This window comes from Pseudoduganella danionis, from assembly GCF_009720775.1.
GTDB lineage: Bacteria > Pseudomonadota > Gammaproteobacteria > Burkholderiales > Burkholderiaceae_D > Rugamonas > Rugamonas danionis.
Genome location: NZ_WNKW01000005.1, coordinates 179,641 through 198,988, shown reverse-complemented (window position 1 = coordinate 198,988; position 19,348 = coordinate 179,641). Strand labels below are relative to the sequence as shown.

9 protein-coding genes are annotated in these 19,348 nt (G+C 60.3%); 5 read left to right on the top strand and 4 right to left on the bottom strand.

Translation table 11 applies throughout. From position 1 onward, the window contains the following. Positions 1 to 3: 3 nt before the first annotated feature. Both GM655_RS17400 and purL read right to left on the bottom strand, forming a co-directional pair. Positions 4 to 1,743, bottom strand: a complete 1,740-nt coding sequence (locus GM655_RS17400; RefSeq protein WP_155435955.1) for a DUF4214 domain-containing protein — start codon at positions 1,741 to 1,743, stop codon at positions 4 to 6. 166 nt (positions 1,744 to 1,909) lie between these two features. Next, complete coding sequence (gene purL / locus GM655_RS17395) at positions 1,910 to 5,959, bottom strand: phosphoribosylformylglycinamidine synthase (protein ID WP_155435954.1); 4,050 nt, start codon at positions 5,957 to 5,959, stop codon at positions 1,910 to 1,912. A gap of 305 nt (positions 5,960 to 6,264) precedes the next feature. Here purL and GM655_RS17390 point away from each other — a divergent pair, with 305 nt between their 5' ends. After that, entirely contained in the window at positions 6,265 to 7,980 is a 1,716-nt protein-coding gene (locus GM655_RS17390) for a response regulator (RefSeq protein WP_155435953.1), read from the top strand. A 211-nt stretch (positions 7,981 to 8,191) separates the two neighbouring features. On the opposite strand, the gene GM655_RS17385 is transcribed toward GM655_RS17390, so the two are convergent. Then, positions 8,192 to 11,803 (bottom strand): hydantoinase B/oxoprolinase family protein, encoded by a 3,612-nt coding sequence (locus GM655_RS17385; RefSeq protein ID WP_155435952.1) that lies wholly within the window; start codon positions 11,801 to 11,803, stop codon positions 8,192 to 8,194. Positions 11,804 to 11,901: 98 nt separating this feature from the next. On the opposite strand from GM655_RS17385, the gene GM655_RS17380 reads away from it, so the two are divergent. After that, on the top strand, positions 11,902 to 13,407 hold the full coding sequence (locus GM655_RS17380) for an NAD(P)H-hydrate dehydratase (RefSeq protein WP_155435951.1): 1,506 nt from the start codon (positions 11,902 to 11,904) through the stop codon (positions 13,405 to 13,407). Here the strand turns inward: GM655_RS17380 and GM655_RS17375 are convergent. Continuing rightward, the gene (locus GM655_RS17375; RefSeq protein WP_155435950.1) at positions 13,404 to 14,129 is read right to left on the bottom strand and encodes an ABC transporter ATP-binding protein; all 726 of its coding nucleotides are present in this window, start codon (positions 14,127 to 14,129) and stop codon (positions 13,404 to 13,406) included. The genes GM655_RS17380 and GM655_RS17375 overlap by 4 nt on opposite strands. A gap of 46 nt (positions 14,130 to 14,175) precedes the next feature. Here GM655_RS17375 and GM655_RS17370 point away from each other — a divergent pair, with 46 nt between their 5' ends. The 3 genes from GM655_RS17370 to GM655_RS17360 all read left to right on the top strand — a co-directional run bounded on the left by GM655_RS17370 (position 14,176) and on the right by GM655_RS17360 (position 19,344). Then, positions 14,176 to 14,811 (top strand): arylesterase, encoded by a 636-nt coding sequence (locus GM655_RS17370; RefSeq protein ID WP_308807415.1) that lies wholly within the window; start codon positions 14,176 to 14,178, stop codon positions 14,809 to 14,811. Next, the gene (mnmH, locus tag GM655_RS17365) at positions 14,808 to 15,866 is read left to right on the top strand and encodes a tRNA 2-selenouridine(34) synthase MnmH (protein ID WP_155435948.1); all 1,059 of its coding nucleotides are present in this window, start codon (positions 14,808 to 14,810) and stop codon (positions 15,864 to 15,866) included. The genes GM655_RS17370 and mnmH overlap by 4 nt, the downstream gene beginning before the upstream one ends. A gap of 466 nt (positions 15,867 to 16,332) precedes the next feature. Continuing rightward, the gene (locus GM655_RS17360) at positions 16,333 to 19,344 is read left to right on the top strand and encodes a TonB-dependent receptor (protein ID WP_155435947.1); all 3,012 of its coding nucleotides are present in this window, start codon (positions 16,333 to 16,335) and stop codon (positions 19,342 to 19,344) included. Positions 19,345 to 19,348 lie beyond the last annotated feature (4 nt).

Here is a 19,348-nt window from a genome sequence, read left to right as displayed (position 1 = left end):
GTCTCAATTGATCCGGACTGGTGTAGTCGAGAAAGTCGAAGATGAGTTAAAGCCACCGGCGCGGAATTCGCCCCATGCCCATAGGCTGCCATCCGCTTTCATGGCATACGCGCGGAACGGTCCAGCGAAAATCTTCACAAAACCACTACCGATCTGCTTCGGTGTACTACTGTCGCCACTGGTGTTTGAATCCGTCAATGCCAAGTGTCCCCAACTCCACAGGCTACCGTCCCCTTTTAAGGCGATCACGTAGCGGTGCCCCCCCGAAATCGCGGTGTAGCCCTGACCTATTTGAACTGGCGTATGGAGATACAGATCACCAGCAGGATTCTTGACACCGTTCCCCACTTCGCCCCAATACTGATTACCCCAGCCCCATAACGTACCATCTGCCTTGAGCGCTATCGTAGCATTATTGGTATGTGTAACGGCTTTGAAATTGCTGCCTATCGCAGTCGGCACATCGAACACGTACTTGTAATTATTCCCTGTATAACCCGTGGTCTGGATACGGCCGTGATTATTACTGCCCCAAGCATATAAGGTGCCATCCGTCTTAATACCCACCATGCCGTAAGCGTCCGAAGCTACCGAGCTAAACCCCGTTCCTATCATCTTCGGAACGGAGTAGGTGGTATTACTCCCACAGGAAAAGCCCCAGGCCCATAAAGAGGTATCGTTCTTAATACCATACGAACAGCCATAGCCTGTCGAGACACTTTTGTAACCCGACCCGATCTGGGTAGGTATAGTGCGGTTGATGGTAGTGCCGTCCCCCAGTTCGTAGTGCGAATTAGTACCCCAGCTCAACAGGGTTCCGTCCAACTTGATGGCACTGGTGTTCCCGCCTCCTTTGGCCGTACTAATACTGGCATAGCCGGTGCCGATCAAAATGGGCTGATAGTGCGTGCTGTTAAGCTGACCGTCACCGAACATCCCGGAATAGCTATCACCCCAGCCCCATAATTCACCATTCTTGGTCAACCCGAAAGCGGGATTGTCGACGTTTTCGGCGAGGGTAACAAGCGCGGGCCCGGAAGTCAGCGGCGTGGCAGGATCTACTGGCGTATTGGCCGCCTTCGTAGTGACCAGCGCAGCTATCGTATCGTCCAGGCTAGTTTGGAATGCCGTCACATTCGTCGTTGCATTGACCGTATTGAGCAGCTTACGCACGACAACATTCGCATCCAGTCCATCATAGGCGGCATTGCGTTCTGGACTATTCAAAGCGGTCGTAAAGTTACTGGCCACCTTGATCTTGTTTTCGATGATCTGCCCATCTGCCGCCTGGGCGCCCGCCATAATGGACAGTGCCGCGATCGGGCGCGTTACTGCACCGGTATTGATCAGATTTAACCAATAGGCCTTACCGGCTGCATCCGGTTGGCGACCAAACATATTCAGGTAGATGGCGGTAATAAACGCGTCATTGTCGCCGCCGTACAAGTCCTGTGACTCCTGACTGGTGCCAAACATGTCGACCAATGGCCGCGCTGCAGGTGTCGTGGTATAGGTTTGCACCAGCCCGCTCAGTGTACTCGGCAGCCCTGCTGCAAGATATTGCTTGGTCCAGAACGCCAGCCCTGCCGGATCACTGGGCCGGCCGAAATAGGCTACGTAGATACGCTGCAGCAAATCGCTATAATCTGCCGCCGTGGCCGCCCCTTGTGCGACCCTGCCGTGCTGCACAATGGGTGCAACGCTTACGGTAGATGGGTCATTGCCACCACAGGCAAGCAACATCAGGCTGGCCGCTCCTAGGCCTATTATTGATTTGTACTGCACTATTCCCCCCTATTGGTATATTTTTGACCACAATCATAGCAGAGCAAAACCGCAAATCAAAAGTGTGCCGTCTGCAGCTCGAAAAAAAAGCCGGCGATGCCGGCTTTTTTTGCAGGAACGCGGCTTAGCCGACGAACTTGCGGGCGTTGCGGAACATGCGCATCCATGGCGAATCCTCGCCCCATGCGTCCGGATGCCACGATTGCTGCACGGTGCGGAATACGCGTTCGGCGTGCGGCATCATCACCGTGAAGCGGCCATCGGCCGTGGTCACCGACGTCAGCCCCTGCGGCGAACCGTTAGGGTTGTACGGATAGGCTTCCGTCGCCGCGCCACGGTTGTCGATGTAGCGCATGGCGGCCACGGCCTGCGTGATGTCGCCGGTCTGGCTGAAGTCGGCATAGCCTTCGCCGTGGGCGATGGCGATGGCCGTCTGCGTGCCAGCCATGCCGCTGAAGAAGATCGACGGCGAATCCAGCACTTCTACCATGGCGAAGCGGGCTTCGAATTTCTCCGACTTGTTGGTGGTGAACTTAGGCCACGCATGCGCGCCCGGAATGATGGACTTCAGATTGCTCATCATCTGACAGCCGTTGCAGACGCCCAGACCGAAGCTGTCGGTACGGGCAAAGAAGCGCGCGAACTGGTCGGACAGTGCGTTGTTGAACAGGATGGTCTTGGCCCAGCCTTCGCCTGCACCGAGCACGTCGCCGTAGGAGAAGCCGCCAACGGCGATGATGCCCTGGAAGTCATCGAGCTTGACGCGGCCCGCAATCAGGTCGCTCATGTGCACGTCGACCGCCGTGAAGCCTGCCTGGTGCATCACGTAAGCCGTTTCGATATGCGAGTTGACGCCCTGCTCGCGCAGGATAGCCACGCGTGGACGCACGCCGGTAGCGAGGAATGGCGCAGCCACGTTTTCGCTCAGATCGAAAGTGATACGCGGGGTCATGCCCGGATCGGTTTCGTCGAGCAGACGGTCGTATTCGGCATCGGCGCAGGCCGGATTGTCGCGCAGACGCGCGATACGCCAGCTGGTCTCGCTCCACAGACGGTGCAGCGCCGAGCGTGGCTGCGCGTAGATGGTCTTGGCATCGCGCGTGAACTCGATCACGCCACGGTCGTTAGGCTTACCGATGATGTGGCTGCAGGCGCCGAGGTTGTAGCTGCGCAGCACATCCATCACCAGCGACTTCTCTTCGGCGCGTACCTGAATTACCGCACCCAGTTCTTCCGAGAACAGCGCACGCAGGGTCTGCTCGTTGCGGCGCTCGGCGATCTGGCCAGCCCAGTTCTTGGCATCGCCCTGATCGGCACCATGGCCCTGATCCAGCGTCAGGATGTCGAGATTGATCGACAGGCCGGCACGGCCAGCGAACGCCATTTCCGTCAGCGTGCCGTACAGGCCACCGTCAGAACGGTCGTGGTAGGCCAGCAGCTTGTCTTCCTTGTTCAGTTGCTGGATGGCGGCGAAGAAGCCTTTCAGATCTTCCGGGCTGTCCACGTCCGGCGTTTCATTGCCGAGCTGGCCCATGACCAGCGACAGTGCCGACGCGCCCATACGGTTCTTGCCGCGGCCCAGATCGATCAGGATGATGGAGGTATCACCGAGGTCGGTGCGGATCTGCGGGGTCAGCGATTTGCGTACGTCGTACACTGGCGCGAACGAGGACACGATCAGCGATACCGGCGAAGTCACCGCCTTGCTCTCGCCTTCGTCTTTCCAGGTGGTGCGCATCGACAGCGAATCTTTACCGACCGGGATGGAGATGCCCAGTGCCGGGCACAGTTCCATACCCACGGCTTTCACCGTGTCGTACAGCGCTGCATCCTGGCCGGGCTGGCCGCAGGCCGCCATCCAGTTGGCCGACAGCTTGATGTCGGAAATATCGTTGATCGGTGCAGCAGCGATATTGGTCACGGCTTCCGCCACGGCCATACGGCCCGAAGCCGCAGCGTCGATCACGGCCAGCGGGGTACGCTCGCCCATGGCCATGGCTTCGCCCTTGTAGCCTTCGAAACTCATGGCCGTGACGGCGCAATCAGCCACCGGCACCTGCCATGGACCGACCATCTGGTCGCGCACGGACATGCCGCCCACGCTACGGTCACCGATGGTGATCAGGAAGGACTTGTCGCCCACGGTAGGCAGCAGCAGCACGCGCTTGGCCACTTCTTCCAGATCCATGCCGGTCAGGTCGATGGCTGGGAAATCGTTCTGCACATGGTGTACATCGCGCTGCATTTTCGGCGGTTTGCCGAGCAGGACTTCCATCGGCATATCGACGGGCGAGTTGCCCAGTTCCGGATCGATCAGCTTGAGCTGGCGCTCTTCCGTGGCCGTACCAACCACGGCGAACAGGCAGCGCTCACGCTCGCACAGGCCTTGGAACAGCTCCAGACTTTCCGGTGCAATCGCCAGTACATAACGTTCCTGCGATTCGTTGGACCAGATCTCTTTCGGTGCCATGCCGCTTTCTTCGAGCGGAATCTTGCGCAGATCGAAGATCGCACCGCGCTTGGCGTCGTTGGTAATTTCAGGGAAGGCATTCGACAGACCACCGGCACCCACGTCGTGGATGGAGATGATCGGATTCTTGGGACCCAGCTGCCAGCAGCTATTGATCACTTCCTGGGCACGGCGTTCCATTTCCGGATTGCCGCGCTGTACCGAGTCGAAGTCCAGATCGGCCGTGTTGGTACCGGTCGCCATCGACGACGCAGCCGAACCGCCCATACCGATGCGCATGCCCGGTCCACCCAGCTGCACCAACAGGCTGCCGACCGGGATATCGTTCTTGTGGGTGTGCTGGGCCGAGATATTGCCGATACCACCCGCAATCATGATCGGCTTGTGGTAACCCATCACGGTATCGTGCGCGCCGGCGAACTGCTTGCCGATGTTCTGCTCGTAGGTACGGAAGTAGCCGCCCAGTACCGGACGACCGAATTCGTTGCTGAAGGCAGCGCCACCGAGCGGGCCTTCGATCATGATCTGCAGCGCCGAAGCGATGCGGTCAGGCTTGCCGTAGGCTTTGCCGCTGTCACGGTAATCGGCCACAGGACCCGTCACGCTGGCATCGTTTTCCCATGCCTGCACGGCACCCGGCAGCATCAGATTCGATACGGTGAAGCCGGTCAGGCCGGCTTTCGGCTTGGCGCCACGGCCCGTTGCACCTTCGTCGCGGATCTCGCCGCCAGCGCCGGTAGAGGCGCCCGGGAATGGCGAAATCGCGGTCGGGTGGTTGTGGGTTTCCACTTTCATCAGCGTGTGGGTCAGCTCCGTCACAGGCGCGTACTGGTGCACTTCGCCTTGCGGGAAGAAGCGCATCACTTCGGCGCCTTCCATGATCGAGGAGTTGTCGCTGTACGCCACCACCGTGCCCTTAGGCTGCAGTTGGTGGGTGTTCTTGATCATGCCGAACAGCGATTTAGGCTGGGCCACGCCGTCGATGGTCCAGTCGGCGTTGAAGATCTTATGGCGGCAGTGCTCGCTGTTAGCCTGTGCGAACATCATCAGTTCCACGTCAGTCGGGTTGCGGCCCGCTTTGGTGAAAGCTGCGTCCAGATATTCGATTTCATCGTCCGACATGGCCAGACCGAGGTCGGTATTGGCTTTTTCGAGTGCGGCCTTGCCGGCACCGATCACGTCCACGGTTTCCAGCGGACGCGCTTCCAGCGTGCGGAACAGGCCTGCCGCTTCATCCGGATGACGCAGCACGGATTCCGTCATGCGGTCGTGCAGCAACGCTGCCACAGCCTGTGCCTGTTCGGCGCTCAGGTGCTTGGTCGCACCGATGCTGCTGCCCAGTATGCCGGCCTTCAGATTGATGCGGTAAGCGATACCGCGCTCTACCCGCTTCACATGGGCCATGCCGCAGTTGTGCACGATATCGGTCGCTTTCGAGGCCCATGGCGAAATGGTGCCCAGACGCGGAATCACGAAGAATTCCTCGACGGCGCCTTCCGTGTTGTCCGGATGGGCTGGCTCACCGTAGGTCAGCAGCGCACCGAGACGGCGGCTGTCGTCGTCGGACAGCGGCGCGGAGGCATCGATAAAGTGGACGAAGCGCGCCTGAACGGCGGCAATGGCAGGCAGCACAGCTTGCAGTTGGGTCAACAGGCGTTGGCTACGGAATGCGGACAGGGCGTTGGAGCCCGGCAGAATCAACATGGTTGGAAGATGGTTGATGCAGCAAGGCTGCGGATTAAAGGGCGATGAGGCATGAGGACACGATTGTTACTGATGTCGTACTACGGATGTCTTACTACCTGAGTGGCAGAATTCCTTTGCGCGCATTATACCCTTTACCACGCTGTCTATACAGCGCCAAATGCAGACAAAAACTGCTTTCAAAGCAACATTTTTCACCTTCCCGGGGCCCAATATAGACCAAAAATGGCGCTTTCAGCGTGTTTTGGTAACATTTTAGGTTGCCTTAGAGTATGCTAGATTCAACTTTAACTTAATGCGCTAAGATGGCCGAAAATAGTGATTTGTCAGTGTTGATCGTCGACCCCAATCCGGGCATGCGCGGCAACCTGCACAATATGCTCGCCCAGGCCGGCATCACCAAGATCGATTACGCGGTCAGTTCTGGTACTGCCATCCGGCAATTGGCGAAGAAACCGTTCGATATCGTGCTGTGTGAGTACGATCTGGGCAATGGCAGTGGCGAGCAGAATGGCCAGGATGGCCAGCAGCTGCTGGAGGACTTGCGCGCCCATAAATTGCTGCCACCCTCGAGCATTTTCATCATGCTGACCTCGGAAGGCGTGTACAGCAAGGTCATCGGTGCGGCCGAGCTGACGCCCACCGACTACGTGCTCAAGCCATTCACGGTGGACATGCTGCAGCAACGCATGCGTCGCGCGATCACCCGCCGCGCCGTATTCCTGCCCGTGCACCAGTTGGCCGAAGCAGGCAATATCGGCAAAGCCATCGAAGAATGCCGCAGCCGCGAAGCGGCCAATCCGGCCTATGCCACCGACTTCGCCCGCCTGCGCGCGGAACTGCTGATGAGCAGAGGCGAATACGCCGAAGCGGAGCTGGTCTATCAGGTCATCGTCATCAATCGCGCCATCGCCTGGGCGCAGATGGGCGTGGCGCGCTGCCAGTTCGCCCAGGAGAAATATGCCGACGCCTGCGCCACGCTGGAAGGTCTGCTGTCGGCCAATCCCAAATTCATGTCCGCCTACGACTTGCTGGCGCGCACCCATATAGCGCTGGGCGCACAGGAAACCGCCAAGAAAATCCTGGAAGACGCAGTAGCCATTTCGCCCAATCTGGTCGGACGGCTGCGCCATCTGGGCGAAGTGGCGCTCGAGACGGGTGACGTGGTGGCCGCCGAAAAAGCCTTCAAACAGGTGGTGGCCAAGGCCAAATATTCGGAATTCCGCGATCCCGAAGATCACGTCAAGCTGGTCAAGACGCTAGTCGCCAAGGGCGACACCGGCCAGATCAGCGGCGTCATCCGCGATATGGAACGTTCGCTACGCAGCAGCGCCAATGTGGATGCCTGCCGCGCCGTGGCTGCCGGCATGCTGCATGAAATGACGGGCAACCGCAAAGGCGCGGCCACCGAATTTACCAATGCCGTCAGTGCAATTACCGTCAGCCGCGGCCTGTCGACCGAGCTCAAGGTCGGCGTAGTGCATAGCTGCCTGAATGCCGAACTGGATGCGCAAGCCTCCGAGCTGATGATCAACCTGATGAACGATACGGATAGCGGCGTGTCCATGGACGATGCCGTGCAGGTGTTCGAGAAAGCCGGCCGCCATGATCTGGCCGAAGGCATGAGCAAGGAAATCAAGCATCAGGTGGACGAACTGATAGAGCACGCCTCGGAGCAGCGCAGTCAGGGCGATCTGCGCGCCGCCGTCGATACGCTCAATGCCGGCCTGCGCAAGGCACCAGCCAATATGTCGCTGGCACTGGCGGCCACCTCGGCCATACTGAAACAATTGGAAGATCTGGGCTGGGAAGCCCAGCTAGGCAAACATTGCGCTACCCTGCTGGGACGCATGCGCCTGCTCGATCCCCATCACGCTGCACTGGCCCAGCTGGAAGCCCAGTTTGCCCACACCCAGCGTAAATACGGGATTTCCGCGCTGGTGGAATCAGAGCATCAGCGAGCCGGGGATGTTAGACCAGTAGGCGATCAGGTACCACGAGATAAAGTACAGAGCGCATAAAGCCGCCGCCGACTGGATGGCAGCATGGGTCTGGGCGCCGGCGCGCAGTAATCGGGTAAGCGTACGCACAGTCTTCTCCGCTAGTGTCATTTAGTGAAGCCATGACTGTACGCGCGCAACTCTGCAGCATCAAGGCAGCGCGGCCGGGTATCGCCAGACAGTACCCGGGGTAGCAAAAACTGGCGCCAGCCCCACCCAGCGCTGGCGCGATCTACTCGCTAGCAGCCGCACCGTAGCCGCCACCACCCGGCGTTTCGATCACAAACATGTCACCAGCCCGCATATCGGCCTTGCCGATATGCGGCAAGTGCTCCACTGTGCCGTCAACCCTTACCACGCTATTCAAACCGCACGCGCCCGCGCTGCCGCCCGCCATACCGAACGGTGCATACACACGGTTATTCGACAGGATGGCCGCCGTCATGGCTTCGAGGAAGCGTACCTTGCGTACGCCGCCATCGCCGCCGTGCCAGCGCCCTGCTCCGCCGCTGCCGCGCCGTATGGTGTAGCTCTCCAGCCGCACCGGGAAACGGAATTCGAGGATTTCAGGATCGGTCAGGCGCGAGTTGGTCATATTGGTCTGGACCACGCTGGTGCCGTCGAAGCCGGGCCCGGCGCCGGAGCCGCCGCTGATGGTCTCGTAATACTGGTAGCGCGCATTCCCGAAAGTGAAGTTATTCATGGTGCCCTGCGCCGCGGCCATCACGCCGAGTGCACCATACAGCGCGTTGGTGATGCAGGTCGAAGTCTCCACATTGCCCGATACCACCGAGGCCGGATAGTGGGGATTGAGCATGGATCCGGCCGGTATGCTGACCTTGAGCGGCTTCAGACAGCCCGCATTGAGCGGAATATCGTCATTGACCAGCGTACGGAACACATACAGCACGGCCGCCATGCACACGGCGGAAGGCGCATTGAAATTGTTGTCCAGTTGTGCCGACGTGCCGGCAAAGTCGATTTCAGCGCTGCGTTCGGCCTGATTGACGCGAATCGCCACCTGTATGCGTGCGCCATTGTCCAGTTCCAGCGTATAGCTGCCATCCTGCAGTGCGCTGATCACGCGCCGCACAGCCTCCTCGGCATTGTCCTGCACATGGCCCATATAGGCTTGCACCACTTCCAGCCCGAAGTGCGCCACCATCTTGCGCAGCTCTTCCACACCCTTCTGGTTGGCCGCCACCTGCGCGCGCAGATCGGCCATGTTCTGGTCAGGATTGCGCGCTGGATGGCGCGCTGAGGCCAGCAGCGCGCGGGTTTCTTCTTCGCGCAAACGGCCACCCGCCGCGCCATCGACCAGTTTGAAGTTATTGATCAGCACACCCTCGTCCTCGATCACGCGCGAATCAGGCGGCATGGAACCGGGCGTGGTGCCGCCGATGTCGGCGTGGTGGCCGCGCGAACCCACGTAGAACAGCAGCGTACTACCCGCTTCATCGAACACTGGCGTAATCACCGTCACGTCGGGCAGATGGGTGCCGCCGTTGTAAGGATCATTGAGCATGTACACATCGCCGGCCTGCATTTGGCCCGCGTTTTCGCGCATCACGGTCTTGATGCTCTCGCCCATGGAGCCCAGATGCACAGGCATGTGCGGTGCATTGGCGATCAGATTGCCGTCGGCGTCGAAGATGGCGCAACTGAAGTCCAGCCGTTCCTTGATGTTGACCGAATACGCGGTATTCTGCAGCCGCAAACCCATCTGCTCGGCAATGGACATGAACAGATTATTGAAGATTTCCAGCATCACGGGATCGGCGCTGGTACCGATGGCGCGCCGCTCGGGCAGCGCCGCGATACGCCGCAGCACCAGATGATCGTGCGGCGTGACTTCGGCCTGCCAGCCTGCTTCCACAATAGTGGTGGAGTTCTGCTCGGCGATGATGGCCGGCCCTTTGATCAGATCGCCGATGCGGGTGTGTTCGCGCGAATACAGGCTGGTCTGGCACCATTTACCCCCCGTGTACATGGGCACCACGGCCTGCGGCAGCAGGCCTGTCATGCGGCGTGGCGCCGGCTCCACCGATTCGGCAGGCGCATCGGATTTGCCTATGGCCTCCACCGAAACGGCTTCCACGATCAGACCACGCGCCGGCATCAGGAAGGAATAGCGCTTGCGGTAGGCCGCTTCGAACTGGGCCTGCATGCTGTCCAGCGTATCGAACAGCACGATCAGCGCACTGTCCGTCCCTTCGTAGCGCAGGTGCACACGGCGCATCAGGCTGATACGCTCGTGCGCCACACCCTGCGCCTGCAGATCAGCCGTGGCCTGCGCGCCCAGTTGTTCAAGGCGCTGCGCCACCTGTTCCAGCGCATCCTGCGCCAGCCTGATCTCCACCGCCGCTTCGCGCATCGCGCTCTGGTCGGCCAGTCCCATGCCATAGGCCGACATCACGCCAGCGAGCGCATGCACGAACACCGTCTTCATGCCCAGCGCATCGGCCACCAGACAGGCGTGCTGTCCGCCGGCGCCGCCAAAACTGGTCAGCACATATTCGGTGACGTCGTGACCGCGCTGCACCGATATCTGCTTGATGGCATTGGCCATATTGCCGACTGCGATATCGAGGAAGCCTTCGGCCACCTGCTCGGCACTGGTTGCGCGCCCGGTCGCACTGGCAATCTCCTCCGCCATGGCGCTAAAGCGCGCACGCACGGCCGCCGTATCGAGCGCCTGCTTGCCATCAGCACCGAACAGATGGGGGAAGAAGCGCGGCTGTATCTTGCCCAGCATGACGTTGCAGTCCGTGACGGCCAGCGGGCCGCCGCGCCGGTAACTGGCCGGTCCCGGATTGGCGCCGGCACTGTCGGGACCTACGCGATAGCGGCTGCCATCGAAATGCAGAATCGAACCGCCACCAGCGGCCACCGTATGAATGCTCATCATGGGCGCGCGCATGCGCACGCCGGCCACCTGGGTTTCGAATACGCGCTCGAACTCGCCCGAGAAATGCGACACATCGGTCGATGTGCCACCCATATCGAAACCGATGACCTTATCGAAACCGGCTAGCTGGCTGGCCCTGACCATACCGACGATGCCGCCGGCCGGGCCACTGAGTATGCTGTCCTTGCCCTGAAACGCCCGCGCATCCGTCAGGCCGCCGTTCGATTGCATGAACTGCAGATTCACCCCGGGCAGTTGCTGCGCCACCAGATCGACATAGCGCCGCAGTATCGGCGACAAATAGGCATCGACCACCGTGGTATCACCGCGTGCCACCAGCTTCATCATGGGGCTGACCTGATGTGATACGGATATCTGGCTAAAACCGATTTCTCGCGCCAGTGCTGCCACCTGCGCTTCGTGCTCGGTGTAGCGGTACCCATGCATGAAGATGATAGCCAGTGAACGCAGGCCATCGTCATAGGCCGCCTGCAGCCCTGCCCTGGCCTGTACCAGATCAAGCGCCTGCACGGTCTCGCCATGGGCGCCCATGCGTTCGTCGATTTCGATCACGCGCTGATACAGCAGTTCGGGCAGCACGATATGACGGTCGAACAGGCGCGGACGGTTCTGGTAGGCGATGCGCAAGGCGTCGCCAAAACCGCGCGTAATCGCCAGCGCGGTAGGTTCGCCCTTGCGCTCCAGTAGCGCGTTGGTGGCCACCGTGGTGCCCATCTTGACGGCCGCAATCTGCCCGACCGGCACGGCCTGGCCAGCCGCCACGCCCATCAGCTGGCGTATGCCGGCCACGGCGGCATCGGCGTAGTGTTCGGGATTTTCCGACAGCAGCTTCAGTGTGCGCAAGCGGTTATCGGGCATCTTCGCCACGATGTCCGTAAACGTGCCGCCACGATCTATCCAGAACTGCCAATCCATACCTGCCTCACGACGATCAAAATAAGCGCTTATTGTAGTAGCAGTAGCAGCTCCCGTGCGCGGCCGAAAGCATATAATTTCGATGCTAGAATTGCAGCATGAATCCACTCTATACCGTCGCTGAAATCCGCGCCATCGAGCAGGCTGCTGCTGCCGCCCTGCCGCCCGGCGTACTGATGCAGCGCGCCGGCCAGGCCGCTGCCAATGCTGCACTGGACCTGCTGCCTGCAGCCGCCTCCGGCGCGCGCGTGCTGGTACTGGCCGGCCCCGGCAACAACGGCGGCGACGCGCTCGAGGCAGCCGCCCACCTCGCGTTTGCCGGTGCGCGCGTCAGCGTGATCCATTACGCACCACCCGGTGATAGCTCGCCCGAGCGCCAGGCCGCGCTACAGCGGGCACTGTCCTGCGATGCCTTGTTCGCTGACTACACGACGGAACTGGTGGGCAGCCACCCATGGTCGCTGGTGATCGACGGCCTATTCGGCATCGGCCTGCAACGGCCGCTGGCCGGCACCATCCGTGAGCTGGTAGAGCAAGTCAATACACTGCGCTGCCAGATACTGGCGCTCGATGTACCCAGCGGGCTCGATGCCGATACGGGCCAGGTAGTCGGCGCGCAAGGCATCGCGCTGCGCGCTAGCCACACGCTGACCTTCATCGCCAACAAGCCCGGGCTGCATACTGCCGATGGGCGCGACTATGCCGGGCTGGTAGATGTGGCCAGCCTCGATATCGATTGCGAGCTGGTGCCGCCTGCACGCCTGCATCTGAACGACGTGGCCTACTTTGCGCGTCACTTGCGCAATCGCCGCCAGAACAGCCACAAAGGCAGTTACGGCAACGTGGCCGTGGTCGGCGGTGCGGAAGGCATGTGCGGCGCACCGATACTGGCAGCGCGTGCGGCCTTGCACGCGGGCGCCGGGCGTGTCTACGCCCTGTTCGCAGGCACTGCTCTCCCCTATGACGCAAGCCAGCCGGAACTGATGTGCCGCGCGGCGGCCGGCTACGATTACGCTAGTTCGACGGTGGTTGCAGGGCCGGGGCTGGGCAGTTCAGCCCACGCCCGCCAGCTACTGGAACAAGCCATCGCTGCCGACACGCCGCTACTGCTCGATGCCGATGCCCTCAATTTGCTGGCAAGCGATGGCGCGCTGCAGCAGGCACTGCGCGTACGTACGCGGCCAGCCGTGCTGACCCCGCATCCGCTGGAAGCAGCCCGACTTGCGGGCGTCAGCATAGGCGAGATACAGGCCGACCGGATACGCTCGGCGCGCCAGCTTGCCGCGCGCTATCAGGCCATCGTCATACTCAAAGGTTCGGGCACGGTGATCGCCCATCCGGCTGGCGATGCTGTGATCAACAGCACCGGCAATGCGGCGCTGGCCACGGCAGGCACGGGTGATGTGCTGGCCGGTTTATGCGGCAGCCTGCTCGCGCAAGGCTGGCCGCAATGGCAGGCCGCACTTGCGGCCGTCTGGCTGCACGGCATGGCAGCCGACGTACTGGTAGCGGAAAGCGGCAACGCCATCGGCCTGACCGCCAGCGAGCTGATACCAGCCATACGCACCGCCATCAACCGCATGGTGGCGCATCACGCTAACTAGACCAGCCGCCCCGCTGCGATAGTCAGGGTGCGGTCGCAGCGCGCCGCCATGCTCTGGTCGTGGGTGACCAGCACCAGTGTCGAACCGTGCTGGCGATTCAGCTCGAACATCAGCGCGATCACGGATTCTCCCGTGGTTGCGTCCAGGCTGCCGGTAGGTTCGTCGGCAAACAGCAACGGCGGCTCAGTGACGAAAGCCCGTGCCAGTGCCACGCGCTGCTGCTCGCCCCCGGACAGATATTTGGGATAATGGCGCAAGCGGCTGGCCAGCCCGACGCGTTCCAGCATGGCCTCGGCCCGCGCTCTGGCATTGGCAATCCCGCGTAGTTCCAGCGGCAGCATGACGTTTTCCAGCGCCGTCAAATGGGCCAGTAGCTGGAAGGACTGGAACACAAAACCCAGTCTCTCCTTGCGCAGCAAGGCGCGCCCGTCCTCGTCTAGGCCATAGATGTCCACCCCGTCGATCAGCACCGTGCCCGCGCTGGGTGTATCGAGTCCTGCCAGCAGGCCCAGTAAAGTAGACTTGCCTGAGCCGGAAGCACCCACTATCGCCAGCGTTTCGGCCTTTTGCACGGTAAAATCGAGGGGATGGAGTATAGTCAGCTCGCCGCTGGCATCGGCCACACGCTTGGCGAGGCCGCGTACCTCGATGGCTGCGTGTGGGTGCGCAGTGTGGCCTTGCTCCGCATTCGAATCGACAGGACGTACAGGATTATCAGGCATGCTTAAAGATCTAAAAGGCTTTATACGGTTATCGGGATGGTCTAGCTTGACGCTACGCTTCAACGGTTGGCTGGCGCTCACACTGTTGGCAATACTTGCCGGCATTTCTGGCAGCGCCTATTCTGCACCAAAAACCGTTCTGGTGCTTGGCGATAGTCTATCAGCCGAATACGGACTGGCGCGCGGCACGGGCTGGGTGGCATTGGCCGAAGAAAAGCTGCGCACACAGAAGATCGACGCGGCCATCGTCAACGCCAGTGTGAGCGGCGAAACTACCAGCGGTGGACGCAGCCGCCTGCCCGCCCTGCTCGAAAAATACAAACCGGCGCTGGTCGTCATCGAACTCGGTGCCAACGATGGTTTGCGCGGATTGCCGGTAGCGGCAGCGCAGGCCAATCTGCAAGCCATGGCCGACGCGGCAAAACACAGCAATGCCCGGGTAATGCTGGTCGGCATGCGCATGCCGCCCAATTACGGCCGTGACTACGCCGACAAGTTCTACGCCATGTATGGCACGCTGGCGAAACAGATCAACGCACCGCTGGTGCCGTTCATGCTCGAAGGCGTGGCCGACAAGCCGGAACTGTTCCAGCCCGATCGCCTGCATCCCGTCGCCAGCGCTCATCCCGTGATACTCGCCAATATTTGGCCCACCCTGCAGAAAACACTCAAAGCCAAATGAAATACCCAGAAGTACTCAAGCTCGAACAGGTTCTTCCCCAGCTCGATCAGTTCGACGCCATCATCGACGCGCGCAGCCCATGCGAATATGCGATCGATCATCTGCCCGGCGCGATCAATGCACCCGTGCTCGATGACGAACAGCGCATCACGGTCGGAACCATGTACAAGCAGGTAGGCGCATTCGAGGCCAAGAAGCTGGGCGCGGCGCTGGTCGCCAAAAATATCGCCCACCACATCGAAACCCTGTGGATGGAGCAGCCGCGTGAATGGCGCCCGCTGATCTATTGCTGGCGCGGCGGCAACCGCAGCGGCGCCATGGCGCACATACTATCCAAAGTGGGCTGGCCGGTGGCGCAGCTCGATGGCGGCTACAAATCCTTCCGTGCCCACGTCAACGCCGAACTGGAACGGACACCGGAATTCGACTTCAAGGTCATCTGCGGCACCACCGGCAGCGGCAAGAGCCGCATGCTGGAAGTGCTTGCCACACAAGGCGCACAGGTACTCGATCTGGAACAGCTGGCGGCACATCGCGGCTCCGTGCTGGGTGGTCTACCAAGCCAGCCGCAGCCTAGCCAGAAGGCATTCGAGACGGCGATCTGGAATACGCTGCGGCGCTTCGATCCTGCACGTCCGGTTTTCGTCGAATCGGAGAGCAAAAAGGTCGGCAATTTGCGCGTACCGGCTGCACTGATGGAACGCATGCGCGGCTCCGACTGCATCGCCATGACGCTGAGCCGGGCCGACCGCGTACGCCTGCTGATGGAAGACTACCAGCACTACACCAACGATGCTGCCGCCCTCAACGAACAACTAGCCTATCTGACGCCGCTACATGGCCATGAGCGCATCAAGCGCTGGCAAGCCATGGCCGCCGCGGGTGAGATGACGGCGCTGGTCGAGGAACTGCTGATCGAACACTACGACCCCGCCTATCTGCGTTCGATAGACCGTAATTTCGTGCGCTACACGCAGGCTCAGCAGCTCACGCTGGACGCCATCGATCTCGACAGTTTCCGTAGCGGCGCCCAGCAGTTGATCGCCGTGAACTGAAGCAGAAGCGCGCCAGATGAATTTGTGTTTTTGACACAATTAATGACTTAATATCTCTCGCCACACCGAATGTCGCACCCCGGCGACATTCGGTCTGCTGTCCCCGCATACGCGCCGCTCTATGGCGCGCGAGTGCTCCCCGCCTACACATGCCGCCAGCCCTAAGATGCATTGCAATGATTGCTTATTATCATTCGCAACCTTGGTGAATTTCGCAATTGCGAGCCAGTTTGGTAAAAAGCACAATGGTTCGAGATCGCAAGCATTGGCAACCCGCCAGTACGACAGCGTGACAAAAATAAGAGAGCGAGACGAGATCGAATGAATAGCAGAACCAGAACCGGGCGCCCGTGCGCGCCGGCGGGCCAGTCAGTCCCGCCTGCCTGAAATCCCCCTAGAGCTTGAACTATACCTATAACGACTAGCTGAAAAGCTAGGTAGCTTCGTATCCCCTTGGAGAACGTAGATGAAACAATTCAAGAAGACAGCAATTGCCATGGGCCTCGCCCAGATGACCATGATGCTGAGCAATGCCGCCATGGCACGCCCGGCCGATGCTGACCAGCCGCCTAGCGCCGCCGTCGATACCGTCGTGGTGACGGGTCAGCGCGCCGCGCTGCAATCGGCCCAGAAGATCAAACAGAATTCAGACGAAATCGTCGACTCCATCGTAGCCGAAGATATGGGCAAGCTGCCAGACCGTTCGGTCACCGAGGTGCTGCAACGCGTGGTCGGCGTGACCATCGATCGCACCATGAGCAAGGGGGATCCCGAGCACTTCTCGGTGGAAGGTTCGGGCGTCTCCATCCGTGGCCTCAGCTATGTGCGTTCCGAACTCAATGGCCGCGATTCGTTCTCGGCCAACGGCGGCCGTTCGCTCAACTTCGAAGACGTGCCACCGGAACTGGTCGCCGGCGTGGACATCTACAAAAACCCTTCGGCCGAACAGGTAGAAGGCGCTGTCGGTGGTCTGATCAATCTGCGCACCGCACTGCCATTCGATTTCAAAGGCTTCAAGGCTGCCATCTCGGCTGACCGTACCTGGTCGGAACTGAAAAAAGGCAAAACTTCGCCATCGGCCTCAGGGCTGATTTCCAACCGCTGGAAAACGCCGGTCGGTGAAGTGGGCGCCCTGCTCGATCTGGCCTATTCGGAAAGTGGCACCCGTACCGATGCATTCCAGGTCGAGCCTTACTACCCGCTCAAGGATGCCAAGGGCAATACCGTGTTCGTACCGAAAGGTGCGCAATGGCGTACGCTGGAATTCAACCGCAAGCGTGAAGGCGCTTACGGCGCGCTGCAATGGAAGAAAGACGATTGGTCTAGCAACCTGACCTACTTCAAGTCCAAATACGAAATGCAGTGGGATGAGCAGGCAATCTTTGCGCAATCCAGCCCATACAACATCAAGGTTTCGCAAGACGCCACTTTCAATTCGCGCGGCGCCCTGCTGACCGGCACCCTGACCGATCCATCCGATGGCGGCATCAACTTCGGCGACGACACCCGTACCTCGAACCGCAAATCCGACACCACCGATCTGTCGTGGAACCTGCGCTGGCGCCATGACAACTGGACCGTGAGCACCGATCTGCAGCGCATCCGCGCCAGCACCCATAGCGTTGATTCCACCGTCGCCACCGGTGTCATGATGCAGCAGGAGAAAGTGGACCTGAGCGGCAATGTGCCCAAGCTGATCTTCACCGACGCCGATCGCGCCTACCTGGCCGATCCGAAGAACTACTACTGGGCCTTCACCATGGAGCATCTGGACCAGAGCCGTGCCAATGAAACGGCCTGGAAGACCGACGTCAAATACGACTTCGATCATCCGGTGCTGCGTGACCTGCGCTTTGGTGTGCGCCTGACCGACCGCGATGCCGTCACACAGAATTCCAACCCTAGCTATAACTGGTCGCCAATCAGCCAGCCATGGCAGCTGGGCTGGAACATCAGTGGTCTGGCTTCGCTGGGCGATCCTCGCTTTAGCAGCAATACCAATCTGCATAGCTTCAATAACTTCTTTAACGGTGGCGTCAGCGTGCCATCAGTGATCTTCCCCGATGTCTCGCTGGCACAAGGCTTCCCAGCTTCGTACGCCAAGCTGCACGCTTACCACGATATCCTGTGTAAAGAGCAGGTGGCCAAGCAGGGCTGGGGCAGCTGCGATCCATGGACGGCTGCCAGCTTCGGCGCCAGCAACTATGCCGGCACCAACGATCAGTCGGAAAAAACCCAGGCCCTGTACAGCCAACTGCGCTTCGGTCTGGACAACCTGAAATACCCGATCGACGGTAACATCGGCCTGCGCTATGTGAAGACCGACTCGCGTGCTCACGGCTATACCGTATTCACTTCGACCGCGCCGAATGGCGGCGTAATGGTCGGTACGCCTGTCCCTGACATCAAACCGTTTGCCGAAGTCAAAGACTACGACAACAACTACCACAACTTCCTGCCTAGCCTGAACCTGCGCCTGAAAGCCAGCGACAGCCTGCAGTTCCGTCTGGCGCTGGCCAAAGCGCTGTCGCGTCCTGACTTCTCGCAGCTACAGGGCTACACCAAGCTGGGGGAAAGTGCCGATTCGGCCACCAACACGGTTACCGGCGTCACCAAAGTCAATAGCGTGAGCCTGACCGGCGAGAGCGACGGCAACCCGATGCTGCGTCCTACCACCTCCACGCAGCTGGATCTGACCGCTGAATGGTACTTCGCTCCGACTGGTTCCTTCACCGTCGCGCTGTTCAACAAGCAGCTCAAGGACATCATCGTCAAGCAGATGTATATCAAACAGTTGGCCGACGTGAATGGCAAGCTGCATGACTTCACGGTGACCGGTCCGATCAACGGTGCCAAAGGCCATGCGCGCGGCTTCGAACTGGCCTTCCAGCAGTACTTCGACAAGCTGCCGGGCGCCTTCTCGGGTCTCGGCGTACAGGCTAACTTCACCTTCGTCGACAGCAAGCGCGAACTCTATACGCCGATCTATTCGAAATACTGCACCGGCGGCGATACGGCAGCCAACCTGAATCTGAACATGAATGGTTGCGACACCAACGGCACCACCTTCGGCAATCTGCCGCTGGAAAACCTGTCGCGTCAGACCTACAATCTGGCCCTGCTGTACGATAAAGGTCCGATTTCGGCGCGCCTCGCTTACAACTGGCGTTCCAAAGCGCTACAGGGTGTGAACGTGAACGGCACCAAGGGTTCGGATGCTACCGACACCAACCCGGCCAGCGCCGACTACGGCAAGACCAATGTCGCATGGGCGCTGCCTACCTGGTCGGATGCGTATGGCCAGCTGGATGCCTCGATGTTCTACAAGTTCACCGACAAGCTGCAACTGGGTCTGGAAGCACAGAATCTGACCGATTCGACCTACAAGCAGCTGATGCAGCAGAATATCGGCATGATGGGTCGCGCATGGTTCAAGACGGGCCGCCGCGTGGTAGCAAAACTGAGCTACGACTTCTGATCGA